We start from the raw sequence: 13353 nt of genomic DNA on the forward strand, positions 1-13353 counted from the left end.
GGACGGTCGCCGCCGGAGCGGAAGCCACCGGAGGGACGGTCGTCGCGGCGGAAGCCGCCACGGTCGCCACCGCGGTCGCCACGGTCGTCGCGGCGGAAGCCGCCACGGTCGCCGCCACGGTCACCGCGGTCGTCGCGACGGTTGTCGCGGCGCTCGTAGTTGCCACGCTCGTCACGGCTCTGGAACGCGGGGCGCTCCTCGGCGACCGGCGCGGCCGCGACGGCAGCCGCGACCTCGGCCTCGGCGGCCTCGGCCACCTCGGCGACAGCGGCCTCGGGGTCCTCGCCACGCTCACGCGCGGAGCGGGCGACCAGACGGTCGGCCTCCTCGCGCAGTTCGACGGCGCGGCGCGACAGGCGCTCCAGCTGCTTGGTGAGGTCGGCGACCTCGCGCTCGGCCTGCTTCGCGGCGTTGTTCGCGGAGTCGGCCTGGACCTGCGTCAGCGAACGGGCACCGGTGATCTCGGCGACCTCCGGGTCGAAGGCGCCGACGCCCTGGACGATGTGGCGCGAGGCGTCGACGCCCGCGTCCTCCATCAGGCGGAAGATCTGGCGACGCTGGTGCGGAAGCGCCAGCGACACGACGACACCGGACTTGCCGGCGCGGGCGGTACGGCCCGAGCGGTGCAGGTAGTCCTTGTGGTCGCCGGCCGGGTCCACGTTCAGGACCAGGTCGATGCCGTCGACGTGGATGCCGCGGGCGGCGACGTCGGTGGCGACGAGCGCGTTGACGTAGCCGTCCTTGAAGTCCGCGAGGACGCGGGTACGGGCACCCTGCGTCATGCCGCCGTGCAGCGCGTCGGCCTTCACGCCGGCCTCGATGAGCTGCTCGGCGATGCGGTCGGCGCCCAGCTGGGTGCGGACGAAGATGATCGTGCGGCCCTTGCGGGCGGCGATGGCGGCCGTGACCGGCGCCTTGTCCTTCGGCTTCACGACGAGGACGTGGTGCGTCATGGTCGAGACGTTGCCCTGCGCGCTGTCGACCTCGTGCGTGACGGGGTTCGTCAGGTAGCGCTTGACCAGGGTGCCGATCTCGTTCTCCATGGTGGCGGAGAAGAGCATGCGCTGGCCGCCGCCGGGGATCTGGTCGAGCAGCTCGGTGACCTCGGGCAGGAAGCCCAGGTCGGCCATCTGGTCGGCCTCGTCGAGAACGGCGACCTCGACGTTCTCCAGCGAGCAGGCGCCGCGGTTGATGATGTCGCGCAGGCGGCCCGGGGTGGCGACGAGGACGTCGACACCGCGCTCCAGGGCGTAGATCTGGTTGCCCATGGAGGTACCGCCGCAGACGACCTTCATCTTCAGGCCGAGCACGTCGCCGTAGGGCTGGAGGGCGTCCGCGACCTGCATCGCGAGCTCACGCGTCGGCGTCAGGATGATCGCGCGGGGCTTCTTCTTGTCGGTGTGGCCACCGGCCAGGCGGGCCAGGGTGGGCAGACCGAAGGAGAGGGTCTTGCCGGAGCCGGTGCGGCCGCGGCCGAGGATGTCCTTGCCGGCCAGGGCGTCCGGGATGGTCGCGGCCTGGATCGGGAAGGGGGCGGTGACGCCGTTCTGGGCGAGCTTGCGCACGATCCCGTCCGGCAGACCGAGGTCGCCGAAGGTCAGGGTGGGCTCGGCGTCGGCGTCGTCCGCCTCGGCGTCGTCGTCGAAGTCGGTGGTGGAGTCCTCGAAGGACTCGCCGGTGCTCACGTCGGCCTCGAGGGCCTCGATGATCTCGTCGGCGACTACGGCCTCGATGGCCTCGGTGACCGCGAGGGTCTCGGCGTCGACGATCTCGTTGGAGTCGTTCTCGGGCATGACGGAACGGTCAGAACTGGAAATGGACATGCGAAATGCGAAACCTTCCGGAGTCTCGGCACGCGCCCAAACTCCGTGAATTCGCAAATCGACCGCCTCAATGCGGTCAGCCACGGCTGGGGAGAGTACGCGCCACGCGGCGCTCTTCGGATTCGGCGCCGGGCAATGGGATCAAACGATCTATAACCATACGCACCCTCCCCGGGGTCTGGCAAGTCGCCCCCCCAAAGAGGGCTCTGACCTGCACAAACACCATCCGCCCCGGGGAGCGGCGGAGCCGCCGCCGTCCGCCGGACGGGCCTAGGACTGCCCGCCGGGCGCCCCGCTCGGGTCCGGCTGCGGAGGCTGCGTCGGCTGCTGCGAGGGTGTGGGATCCGTCACTGGCGGCGGCGAGACCGGCGGAGCCTGGGTCGGCGGCGCCGGGGTCGGGGAGCCGGCCTGGCCGCCACCGGAACCGCCCGCTCCGCCCGAGCCCGAACCGCCGCCCGGGGGCTGCTGGGGGCCCTGGCCGCCCGCCGCCCCGCCCGACCCCGCCGACGGCGAGGCCGCGGGCGGGCCCGCCGGGGCGCCCGGACTGGGCGAGGCGCCGATCGCGCCGGAGGCCGTGCCGGGCTCTCCCGGCTTGCCCGCCTGGGCCCCCGTACCGTCCTTCGGTCCGTGGCCGCCCCGCACGGCCCCGGAGCCCTTGCCGGACGAGGAGCCGCCGCCGGACTTGCCGCCGTGGACCCCCGCGGAGGAGGAGGGCCCCGGCTGTGCGGCGTCCTCGCCGACGCTCATGCAGCCCGCCGTCGCCGCCACCGCGAGCGCGGCGACCGCCAGTCGCAGGGGGCGAAGGGGGCGCGGGGGGCGGAGGGAAGCGGTCAACTGGCGCACGGGGCACCTCCGGAACACAGGCAAGGGTCCGCGGTGAGCGGGTCAATGTGCCCAACTCCCTTTGCCCCGTAAGAGACACGCTCCAGCGGGCAGAAGGGCGGTGCGCCCTGCGCCCCGCCCTCAGGCGAACAGCTGGCGCGCCACCTGGAACCCGAGCGTGACCCCGCCCAGCCCGACCAGCACCGAACCCGCCACGTTCGCCGCCGCGAGGAACCGCCAGCCCCGCTCCGCCAGCCGCAGCGTCTCGTACGAGAACGTCGAGTACGTGCTCAGCGCCCCGCACAGCCCCGTCCCGAGCAGCAGGCTCAGCCGCGAGGAGGCGGCGCCGTCCAGCACAGCCCCGGTCAGCGCCCCCAGCACCAGGCAGGCGCCCGCGTTCACCACGAAGGTCCCCCACGGGAAGACCGAGTCGTGCCGCACCTGCACCGCGCGGTCCGTCAGGTAGCGCAGCGGCGCCCCCGCGGCCGCGCCCAGGATCACCACGAGCCAGTTCACCGGCGCACCACGACCGCGCCCGCGGCCCCGCCGTCGCCCACCGCGCGGCGGGTCATTTGGGCCGCCGCCCAGACCGCGCCCAGCGCGCCGGCCACCGTGAGCCCGGCGTACGCCAGCGCGGTTCCGGCCTCGCCCTCGTCCAGCAGGCGCGCGAAGTCCACCGCGTAGGTGGAGAAGGTGGTGAACCCGCCGAGCACCCCGACCCCCACGAAGGGCCGTACGAGGGGATGCGCCGAGCGGCCGCCCTCGCTGATCAGCACCATGAGCACGCCGATGAGCGCGCAGCCCGTCACGTTGACCCAGAAGGTCCCCCACGGAAAGGCCCCGGGCGCGGCCGGCCACAGCAGCGCGACCCCGTACCGCGCCGAGGCGCCGACGGCGCCGCCGGCCGCCACGGCCGCGAGGACCCGGCCCTGCGGTTCGGCGCGCTGCGCCGGCACGTGGAGGTCGACGTCCGGGTCGATGGCCTCGGCGCCCTCCACCGGCCCGGTCATCCGTGCCCCGCTTCGCATGTCACCACCGGGACATTCTCGCGCGCCGCGTCCGGGCCCGCCCGGGACGGCCTGGATCGGCCGCCGAGGCGCGAGAATGACCACGTGCTGGAGATGACGCGAGACGCGTTCGAAGAGCTGGTGGCCGAAGCCCTGGACTCGATCCCCGAGGAACTGACCCGGGTGATGGACAACGTGGCCGTCTTCGTGGAGGACGAGCCCGCCGCCGACGACCCCGACCTGCTCGGCCTCTACGAGGGAACCCCGCTCACCGAGCGCGGCGAGTGGTACGCCGGGGTCCTGCCCGACCGGATCTCGATCTACATGGGTCCGACCCTGCGGATGTGCGAGACCCCCGAGGAAGTGGTCCACGAGGTCGCCGTGACCGTGGTCCACGAGATCGCCCACCACTTCGGCATCGACGACGAGCGGCTCCACGAACTCGGCTGGGGGTGACCCGGGGCGCTCGAGGCGCGGCCCGGAGGCGCTCCGGAGGCGGCCCGCGGCCGACGGAGGAAACCGTTTTGGCGATCGCCGCCGGGATCCCATATGCTTCTCACGTCCCCGACGCGCTGGAAAGTGCCCGGCGGGCCTTTAGCCCTCATCGTCTAGTGGCCCAGGACGCCGCCCTTTCAAGGCGGTAGCACGGGTTCGAATCCCGTTGGGGGTACGCATTACCGTGTGCGAGACTTGTGCTCGCACATTGCAAGGACCTGTGGAGCAGTTGGTTAGCTCGCCACCCTGTCAAGGTGGAGGTCGCGGGTTCAAGTCCCGTCAGGTTCGCTGAAGCCGGAAACGGTTTCGTGGCTGGGTAGCTCAGTTGGTACGAGCGATCGCCTGAAAAGCGATAGGTCGCCGGTTCGACCCCGGCCCCAGCCACCATGGAGAAGGCCCCGTCCTCGGACGGGGCCTTCTTGCGTCACTCCTCCTCGGCCACCGCCCGCGCCCGGCGGCGCCACTGCGTCAGCCCCGCGCCGGCCGCCACCAGGACGACCAGCCCGAGCAGCGCCCAGTCCGGGACCGCGTCCGCGACGGCCTGGACCCGCCGCTCCACCGCGAACGAGTCGTCCACGTCCAGCAGCCCCGGCAGTGCGGTCGCCCCGTCGTAGACCAGGAACATCGTGCCGAGCAGGATGAAGAACAGGCCCGAGGCGAGCGTGGTCGTGTGCAGTTCGAAGCGGCCGAGCGAGAAGGCCCGTCCGCGCAGCCAGCGGCGCCGGCCCAGGTCGAAGCGCTCCCAGAGCAGCGCCAGCACGAACAGCGGAACGGCCATGCCCAGCGCGTACACCGCGAGCAGCAGGCCCCCGTAGACCGGGCTGCCGCTGACCGCCGCCACGGTGAGGACGCTGCCGAGGATCGGCCCGGCGCAGAAGCCGGCGAGCCCGTAGACGGCGCCCAGCGCGTACACCGACAGGGCGGTGGTCGGGCGGATCCTCCCCGAGAGCTCCGAGATCCGCTTCGAGGCGAAGCCGAGGCCCAGGATCTGCGCGAGCCCGAGCCCGATGATCAGCCAGCCGCCGATCAGCACCAGCTCGTCGCGGTTGCTGTGGAAGAACCGCCCGGCGTACGAACCGGCCGCCCCCAGCGGTACGAGGGTGCTCGCGAGGCCCGCGTAGAAGATCCCGGTGCGCGCCAGCAGCCGGGAGGCGGAGTCGATCGAGTAGGCGAAGAACGCGGGCAGGAGCAGCGCGCTGCACGGGCTGAGCAGCGCGAGGAGGCCGCCCAGCAGGGCGGCCAGGTATCCGATGTCGGTCACTTCGCGGCCGCCTGCGCCTTGGCCTTGGCGATGGCCGCGGTGAAGGCGTCCATCGGCTGGGCGCCCGCGATGGGCTGCCCGTTGACCAGGAAGGACGGGGTGGAGCTGACGCCGATGCGGTAGCCCTCCTCCTGGTCCTTGCCCAGCGCGGCCGCGGCCTGTTCCCCGGCCGTGTCCTTCTTGAAGCGCTCCAGGTCCGGGACCCCGGCCTCGCGGGCCAGCTCGGTCAACCGCTCCTCGCCGAAGCCCTTCTCCTTCGAGCCCTCGGCGTACGCGGCCGCGTGGAACTGCTGGAACCGGTCCTGCTGCCCCGCCGCCCATGCGGCCTTGGCGGCGGCCTCGGAGTCGGCGCCGAAGATCGGGAAGTTGCGCCACTCGATGCGCAGGGTGCCGTCCTCCACGTACTTCTTCACCAGTTCGGGCTCGGTGTCGCGGGCGAACTTTCCGCAGTAGCCGCACTTGAAGTCGGAGTACTCGATCAGGACGACGGGAGCGTCGGCGCGGCCCACGGCGAGCTTGTCGCCGGACTCGCGGCGGGCGAGCGCCTTGAGCTGCGCGGCGGGGTCGGTGCGGGGCGTGTCCGAGGCGGAGGCGGAGGAGCCGCCGGCGGGCTTGGCGTCGGGTGCGGTGGCCTGCCAGGAGACGAGGCCGAGGGTGACGGCGGCGAGGGCCACACCGGCGGAGACGAGCAGGGGCTTGCGGCGCGAGGACCGGGAAGAGGGCCGGGAGGAGGAAGAGGACATGCGGGTGCTCCAGAGCTGTGCGCGAAGGGGTTGGGCGGACCGGGCGGATGCGACCGGTCCTCCTAGACCCGCATCACGGACAGCTCCACGCGGGACGGCGCCGGCCGGTCGGGCCCGCGTACGAGGACCCGTACGGGTATCACCTGCGACGCGGCAGCCCCCTCGGGCCCCGGCACCGCGGGCGGAGCCTGCGCCTGATCGGCCCCGGCCCGCGCGGGCAGCGCGGGCAGGCCGTCCCGCCCGGGTGCCCCGGGCGCACAGGCGGGTCCGGGGGAGCCTGCGGGAGCGAAGGCCGCGAACGGGGAGGCGGCCGGCCCGGAGCCTCCGGGCGCGAGCGCCCCGAGAAACGTGGTCACCCCGTCCGGAACGGGTGCGGCCCGGGGCGCCGGGGCCCGGTCCGGGACAGGCGCCGGCGCGGGCGCCCCGAGGGCCGGGGCCCGGACGGCGCTCCGCCCGGCAGTTCCCGGCGCGGAGGCCACCTGTCCCGCGATCACCTGGCCGGAGGCAGCCTGCGCGGCGGGCCCGCCCGCGAGCATCCCGGCCAGCAGTACCCAGCCCAGCAGCGCAGCGAAACCGCGGTGGCTGCGGTGCATCGTGGGCGGCCTCTCACTGGGACACGTCGGGGGGGACTTCGGGGGGACTTCGGGGGGACACGCGGTCCTACTCGCGGACCGACTCGGGGGACTCGTCCCGAAATGGTACGGGTCCGCCCCACAAATGCGTTCGCCACCCGGCACCTACGGGTGAGATCCTCGACCAGGTATGTCTACTTCCTTCGCCGCCCTGCAGACGCTTCTCGGTGAGATCTCGCTCCGTGACGCGCACCGCCTCGGCCGCCGCCTCGAAGGCGCCCGCCGCATCCGCAAGCCCGAGGCCAAGCAGGCCGTGCTCGACGAGATCGCCGCGGAGGCCGAAAAGGCCGCCGCGCGACTGGCCGGCCGCGCCTCGCGGATGCCGGAGGTCACGTATCCCGAGAACCTTCCCGTCAGCCAGAAGAAGGACGAGATCGCCGAGGCGATACGCGACCACCAGGTCGTGATCGTCGCGGGCGAGACCGGCTCCGGCAAGACCACGCAGATCCCCAAGATCTGCATGGAGCTGGGGCGCGGCGTCCGGGGGATGATCGGGCACACCCAGCCCCGCCGGATCGCGGCCCGCACGGTCGCCGAGCGCATCGCGGAGGAGCTGAAGTCCGAGATCGGCCAGACCGTCGGCTGGAAGGTCCGGTTCACCGACCAGGTGGACCAGGACGCCACCTTCGTGAAGCTGATGACGGACGGCATCCTGCTCGCCGAGATCCAGACGGACCGCGAGCTGCGCGCGTACGACACGATCATCATCGACGAGGCCCACGAGCGGTCGCTGAACATCGACTTCCTGCTCGGCTACCTGGCCACGCTGCTGCCCAAACGCCCCGACCTCAAGGTGATCATCACCTCGGCGACCATCGACCCGGAGCGGTTCTCCCGGCACTTCGGCGAGGCCCCGATCGTCGAGGTCAGCGGCCGGACGTATCCCGTGGAGGTCCGCTACCGCCCGCTCCTGGAGGAGGAGGGCGACGACAGCGACCGCGACCAGATCACCGCGATCTGCGAGGCCGTGGACGAGCTCCAGTCCGAGGGCCCCGGCGACATCCTGGTCTTCCTCTCCGGCGAGCGCGAGATCCGCGACACGGCGGACGCCCTGAACAAGCGCAATCTCCGCTTCACGGAGGTCCTGCCGCTCTACGCCCGCCTCTCGCACGCCGAGCAGCACCGCGTCTTCCAGCAGCACACCGGCCGCCGGATCGTCCTCGCGACGAACGTCGCCGAGACCTCCCTCACCGTCCCGGGCATCAAGTACGTGATCGACCCGGGCACCGCCCGCATCTCCCGCTACAGCCACCGCACCAAGGTCCAGCGGCTGCCCATCGAGCGGATCTCGCAGGCCAGCGCCAACCAGCGCAAGGGCCGCTGCGGCCGTACCTCGGACGGCATCTGCATCCGGCTGTACTCGGAGGACGACTTCCTCACCCGTCCGGAGTTCACGGACGCGGAGATCCTGCGCACGAACCTCGCCTCCGTCATCCTCCAGATGACCGCGGCCGGCCTCGGCGAGATCGAGAAGTTCCCCTTCATCGACCCGCCGGACCACCGCAACATCCGCGACGGCGTCCAGCTCCTCCAGGAGCTCGGGGCGCTCGACCCGGCGGAGAAGGACCACAAGAAGCGGCTCACCCCGATGGGCCGCCAGCTCTCCCAGCTCCCCGTGGACCCGCGCCTGGCCCGCATGGTGGTGGAGGCGGACAAGAACAACTGCGTCCGCGAGGTCATGGTCATCGCGGCGGCCCTGTCCATCCAGGACCCGCGCGAGCGGCCCTCGGACAAGCAGACGCAGGCCGACCAGAACCACGCCCGCTTCAAGGACGAAACGAGCGACTTCCTCTCGTTCCTGAACATGTGGCGCTACGTGCGCGAGCAGCAGAAGGAACGCGGCTCGTCCTCCTTCCGCCGGATGTGCAAGCAGGAGTACCTGAACTTCCTGCGGATCCGCGAGTGGCAGGACATCTATTCGCAGCTGCGCACGGTCGCCAAGACCATGGGCATCCACGTCAACGAGGCCGACGCCCCCGAGACGAGCGTGCACATCTCGCTGCTCGCCGGCCTGCTGTCGCACATCGGGCTCAAGGACACCGACAAGAACGAGTACCTCGGGGCCCGGTCCGCGAAGTTCGCGATCTTCCCCGGCTCCTCGCTCTTCAAGAAGCAGCCGAAGTTCCTGATGTCGGCCGAGCTGGTGGAGACCTCGAGGCTGTGGGCCCGGGTGAACGCCAAGGTCGAGCCGGAGTGGGTGGAGCCGCTCGCCCAGCACCTGATCAAGCGCACGTACAGCGAGCCGCACTGGGAGAAGGACCAGGCGGCCGTGATGGCCTTCGAGAAGGTCACGCTGTACGGCGTGCCGATCGTCGCGCAGCGGAAGATCAACTACGGCCGGATCGACCCCGAGGTCTCGCGCGAACTGTTCATCCGCAACGCCCTGGTCGAGGGCGACTGGCGGACCCACCACAAGTTCTACGCCGACAACCGCAAGCTCCTCACCGAGGTGGAGGAGCTGGAGAACCGGGCCCGGCGCCGCGACATCGTGGTCGACGACGAGACCCTCTTCGACTTCTACGACCAGCGCATCCCGGAACACGTGGTCTCCGGGGCGCACTTCGACTCCTGGTGGAAGCACAAGAAGCGCGACGAGCCCGAACTGCTCGACTTCGAGCGCGAGATGCTCCTGACGGAGAAGGCGGCCGGGGTCACCAAGGCCGACTATCCGGACTCCTGGATGCAGGGTCGCCTCAAGTTCCGGGTGACCTACCAGTTCGAGCCGGGCGCGGACGCGGACGGCGTGACCGTCCACATCCCGCTCCAGGTCCTCAACCAGGTCACGGACGAGGGCTTCGACTGGCAGATCCCGGGCCTGCGGGAAGAGGTGGTCACGGAGCTGATCCGGTCCCTCCCCAAGCCGATCCGCCGCCACTACGTCCCGGCTCCGAACTTCGCGACCCGCTTCCTGGACACCGCCGTCCCCCTCCAGGAGCCCCTGCACGTCACCCTGGCCCGGGAACTGCACCGGATGGTCGGGGTCCCGGTCACCGCCGAGGACTTCGACCTCACCCGCATCCCCGACCACCTGAAGATCACCTTCCGGATCGTCGACGAACGCCGCAAGAACCTCGCCGAGGCCAAGGACCTGGAGGCCCTGCGGCTCCAGCTCAAGCCCAAGGCCCGCCAGGCCCTCTCGCAGGCCGCCGCGGCCAGCGCCGAGCGGGCGGGCGGGGAGTCGGTGGAGAAGACCGGGCTGACGGACTGGACGATCGGCACCCTGACCAAGGTCTTCGAGACCCGCCGGGCGGGCCAGCCGGTGAAGGCCTACCCGGCGCTGGTGGACGAGGGCACGAGCGTGTCCGTACGCCTCTTCGACAGCGAGGCCGAGCAGGAACAGGCGATGCGGCTCGGCACCCGGCGGCTGATCCTGCTCAACATCCCGGTGAACCCGGCGAAGTTCGCCTCGGACCACCTGAGCAACCAGCAGAAGCTGGCCCTGTCGCGCAATCCGCACGGCTCCATCCAGGCGCTGTTCGACGACTGCGCCACCGCCGCGGCCGACAAGCTCATCGCCGACCACGGCGGTCCGGCGTGGGACGAGACGGGCTTCCGCAAGCTCTACGAGGCCGTGCGGGCCGACCTGGTGGACACGACCGTACGGACGATCACGCAGGTGCAGCAGGTGCTGGCGGCCTGGCAGGCGTGCGAGCGCCGGCTCAAGGCCACCAACAGCCTCGCCCTCATGGCGAACGTCCAGGACGTGAAGAACCAGCTGGCGGCCCTCGTGCCGGCCGGCTTCGTCACGCTCGCCGGACTGCGCCGGCTGCCGGACCTGATGCGCTACCTGGTGGCGGCCGACCGGCGGCTCCAGCAGATGCCGACGGGCGTCCAGCGCGACACCACGCGCATGGAGAAGGTCCACGAGATGCGGGACGAGTACCTGTGGCTGCTGGAGCAGTTGCCCAAGGGCCGCCCGGTCCCGGCGGCAGTCACCGAGATCCGCTGGATGATCGAGGAACTGCGGGTCAGCTACTTCGCCCACGCCCTCGGAACGGCCTATCCGATCTCCGACAAGCGCATCGTGAAGGCGGTGGACGCGGCCGCCCCGGGACCCGCTCGGTGATCGGGTTCGACTGCACCCCCTGAGCTGCGGTACAGTCTGTTTCGCAGCCGCCTAGCGGTCGCGAAACAAGGACCTGTGGAGCAGTTGGTTAGCTCGCCACCCTGTCAAGGTGGAGGTCGCGGGTTCAAGTCCCGTCAGGTTCGCAAGATCGTCAGGGCCCGCATCCTCAGGATGCGGGCCCTGACGCGTTTCCGGCCCACGAGTCGCCCAGAACCCCACCCGACCCGCCGGAGCGCCCCCAAGGGCCGCCTGAGGCCCCTGCGATGGGCCCGTACGGGCGATCCCGCGCCCCTGCCGGCAGCGACGGCCGGAGCGGCCGGGGTCCACCCCCGGTCCGCCGGAAATATCGCCCGTCCGCATGATGCGCTCCGCACGGCACGTCCCCTTACGGGGTACGTTGCCCGCATCACAAGAGTGATCAACTGTGACGGGAGTCACCACATGTGTTTTTGAGACGTACGCTTTTATCGCACCCATACGTCCGCTCGATTTAATATGTGCAATGGCACCCCCCTCGAGGGACCCCGCGCGCCAGCCCGATTCCGCCCTGACCAGGGCATAAAAAAGATCGCGCTGGACCCGGCGGAGTCCAGCGCGATCGACGACTGATGAACCTGTTGGGGCAGGTCCGGTCGCATGAAGCTATGTGGGGCTCATCGGATTGGGGGACCCGATATAGACCCGTCAATAAGTGATGCTGCGGAACCTCAGGCCTCGCTGCGCTGCTGCGGAATTCCCGCAAGCAGTGCGCGAACCTCAGCCTCGCGGTAACGGCGGTGTCCACCCAGGGTGCGGATGGACGTGAGCTTGCCAGCCTTGGCCCAGCGGGTCACCGTCTTCGGGTCCACGCGGAACATCGTGGCAACCTCAGCCGGGGTCAGCAGCGGCTCGGCATCAGGGGTGCGAGCGGTCATGAGCGGCCTCCTCGGGAGAACCGAACCATCTCGGTTCTTTCCTCTAAATTCTGCACCTTGGCCCGCGTTGCCCGAAATGGACATACGCGGGCCGAGTCGGTTATAGGACGAACGGCTTGTCCTCGGCACTACAACTACACCATCCGTCCAGCCCCAAGGGCCAAACCGACGGAATTGCCCTCCGAGGTGTTCATCAGCGGCGGAAGCCGATGGACCGCCCTATAACGGACAGTCACCCCACTGTGACGATCAGTCACAGAGCGATCAGGAGTCGTCAGACCCCCCGTAGAGTGCAATGCCGAGCATTCCGCCCTTAGTTGGACGGAAGGAACCCTCCCCGGACTCCTTGTCCTATTTTGGCACGAGGGTAGGGGAAGGGCGCAAGGGTGTAGATAGTGCGGTCCGTCACGCTTGGGCCAATGGCCCGTATCGGGACGTAGGTCCCGGAACAAAGACCCAAAAGAGGGCATCACGACCCTGAGCAGGCCGTTCCCCCGGGGGACCGGCCGATCGGCCGATGGACATCGGGGCCCCGGTTCGCTACCCCGCCTCGGCCGACCCGGCTCGCACTAGTTCGCGAAGAGTCTCTCCCGGACCGCCCGCCACCGTTCGGCCAGGACCCCGTACGTCTCGGAGGCCCCCTCCCGGTCCCCGGCCCGCAGCGCCGCGATCCCCGCCGCCAGGTCCCGGGCCGAGCGGTCCCGCGCCAGCCGGTCCGCCGGCAGCGCGTGCAGCAGCCCGCCGTAGTCCAGCTCGACCATCGAACGCGGATGGAACTCCTCCAGCCAGCTCCCGACCTCCACCAGCCCCTCGGCGAGCATCCCGTAGCCCTCCGCCTCGCGCAGGGTCCGCAGGCCCCGCGCGAGCCGGCGCCGGGCCTGCACCATCGGCGTCCGGTAGCGCAGCCGTTCTCCCGGCACGTACTCCCGCTCCTCGTCGGACACCAGCACGAACCAGCGCAGCGGCACCTGCCACACCCCCGTACGGATCCACGGGCGCGCGTCGGGGTTGCGCCCGCGCCAGGCCTCGTACTCCTCGGCGGCGCGGCGGCGGGCCGTCGCGGGCAGCGCGGCGTCGAGCACGGGCAGCGGGAACTCGGCCACCAGCTCCTGGAGCGCCAGCCAGCCGCGCAGCCTGGTCCGCCAGGGGCAGACCAGCAGCATCCCGTCCACCTCGGCGGTGAAGGCGTCCGCGCTCTCGTGCGCCGGGACCCCGACCACGGGCACCCGTACCAAGTCCACCAGCGAGCGGCGCAGTTCGTCCTGGGCGGTCGGGATCACCCCGCGCCGGGCGTAGTCGGCCCAGTGCGTGCGCTCGGGCTCCGGAAAGGCGGCGAGGGGCTCGTAGACCCGCAGGTACGAGGCGTAGGGGACGGCGGGGACCGAGCGGGCGGAGGGCAGCCGGGGATCGGGGGATTCGCTCACGCTCTCGTACTCCCCCACCCCGCCCGGCCCTACTCCGACGGCCGACCGCCGCGCCGCCCCTAGGGCGTGTCTTTCGGATCAGGCCGGGCCCCCGCCGGAAGACAACCCCCAACCCCGGGGTGTGCCCGGAGACCGAGAAGGGGGGGGACCACGGCCCCCTGGAATA

At 71.2% G+C, this 13353-nt stretch carries 11 protein-coding genes and 4 tRNA genes; 6 read left to right on the top strand and 9 right to left on the bottom strand.

From position 1 onward, the window contains the following. The 4 genes from ACWGDE_RS27045 to ACWGDE_RS27060 form a co-directional block, all read right to left on the bottom strand. Window positions 1-1823: DEAD/DEAH box helicase (locus tag ACWGDE_RS27045; RefSeq protein WP_453391640.1), on the bottom strand; the 1823-nt coding region annotated here is incomplete at its 3' end. 270 nt (window positions 1824-2093) lie between these two features. Next, window positions 2094-2657 carry a hypothetical protein gene (locus tag ACWGDE_RS27050; protein ID WP_453391641.1) on the bottom strand — a complete coding sequence of 188 codons (564 nt, stop codon included), beginning with the start codon at window positions 2655-2657 and terminating at the stop codon, window positions 2094-2096. Window positions 2658-2786: 129 nt separating this feature from the next. Continuing rightward, the gene (locus ACWGDE_RS27055) at window positions 2787-3161 is read right to left on the bottom strand and encodes a fluoride efflux transporter FluC (RefSeq protein WP_453391642.1); all 375 of its coding nucleotides are present in this window, start codon (window positions 3159-3161) and stop codon (window positions 2787-2789) included. Continuing rightward, window positions 3158-3655: a FluC/FEX family fluoride channel gene (locus ACWGDE_RS27060; protein WP_453391648.1), complete on the bottom strand. Its 498-nt coding sequence runs from the start codon at window positions 3653-3655 to the stop codon at window positions 3158-3160. Before ACWGDE_RS27060 ends, ACWGDE_RS27055 begins: the two co-directional genes overlap by 4 nt. 102 nt (window positions 3656-3757) lie before the next feature. Here ACWGDE_RS27060 and ACWGDE_RS27065 point away from each other — a divergent pair, with 102 nt between their 5' ends. The 4 genes from ACWGDE_RS27065 to ACWGDE_RS27080 all read left to right on the top strand — a co-directional run bounded on the left by ACWGDE_RS27065 (window position 3758) and on the right by ACWGDE_RS27080 (window position 4534). Continuing rightward, on the top strand, window positions 3758-4108 hold the full coding sequence (locus ACWGDE_RS27065) for a metallopeptidase family protein (RefSeq protein WP_112451009.1): 351 nt from the start codon (window positions 3758-3760) through the stop codon (window positions 4106-4108). A gap of 141 nt (window positions 4109-4249) precedes the next feature. Next, window positions 4250-4322, top strand: a tRNA-Glu gene (locus tag ACWGDE_RS27070). Between the two features lie 39 nt (window positions 4323-4361). Further along, a tRNA-Asp gene (locus ACWGDE_RS27075) sits at window positions 4362-4435 on the top strand. A 22-nt stretch (window positions 4436-4457) separates the two neighbouring features. Next, window positions 4458-4534: transfer RNA gene (locus tag ACWGDE_RS27080), tRNA-Phe, on the top strand. Window positions 4535-4571: 37 nt separating this feature from the next. On the opposite strand, the gene ACWGDE_RS27085 is transcribed toward ACWGDE_RS27080, so the two are convergent. The 3 genes from ACWGDE_RS27085 to ACWGDE_RS27095 all read right to left on the bottom strand — a co-directional run bounded on the left by ACWGDE_RS27085 (window position 4572) and on the right by ACWGDE_RS27095 (window position 6744). After that, complete coding sequence (locus ACWGDE_RS27085) at window positions 4572-5408, bottom strand: cytochrome c biogenesis CcdA family protein (RefSeq protein ID WP_453391643.1); 837 nt, start codon at window positions 5406-5408, stop codon at window positions 4572-4574. Next, entirely contained in the window at window positions 5405-6151 is a 747-nt protein-coding gene (locus ACWGDE_RS27090) for a DsbA family protein (protein WP_453391644.1), read from the bottom strand. Before ACWGDE_RS27090 ends, ACWGDE_RS27085 begins: the two co-directional genes overlap by 4 nt. 62 nt (window positions 6152-6213) lie before the next feature. After that, window positions 6214-6744: a hypothetical protein gene (locus ACWGDE_RS27095; RefSeq protein WP_453391645.1), complete on the bottom strand. Its 531-nt coding sequence runs from the start codon at window positions 6742-6744 to the stop codon at window positions 6214-6216. A 169-nt stretch (window positions 6745-6913) separates the two neighbouring features. On the opposite strand from ACWGDE_RS27095, the gene hrpA reads away from it, so the two are divergent. Next, window positions 6914-10849: an ATP-dependent RNA helicase HrpA gene (gene hrpA / locus ACWGDE_RS27100; RefSeq protein WP_453391646.1), complete on the top strand. Its 3936-nt coding sequence runs from the start codon at window positions 6914-6916 to the stop codon at window positions 10847-10849. 69 nt (window positions 10850-10918) lie between these two features. Then, window positions 10919-10992: transfer RNA gene (locus tag ACWGDE_RS27105), tRNA-Asp, on the top strand. A 564-nt stretch (window positions 10993-11556) separates the two neighbouring features. On the opposite strand, the gene bldC is transcribed toward ACWGDE_RS27105, so the two are convergent. Next, window positions 11557-11763 (bottom strand): developmental transcriptional regulator BldC, encoded by a 207-nt coding sequence (gene bldC / locus ACWGDE_RS27110; protein WP_003949541.1) that lies wholly within the window; start codon window positions 11761-11763, stop codon window positions 11557-11559. 569 nt (window positions 11764-12332) lie between these two features. Beyond that, a complete protein-coding gene (locus ACWGDE_RS27115) occupies window positions 12333-13187 on the bottom strand; it encodes a hypothetical protein (protein ID WP_453391647.1) in 855 nt (284 codons plus the stop codon). Window positions 13188-13353: the final 166 nt, after the last annotated feature.

The organism is Streptomyces sp. NPDC054956 (assembly GCF_053609185.1).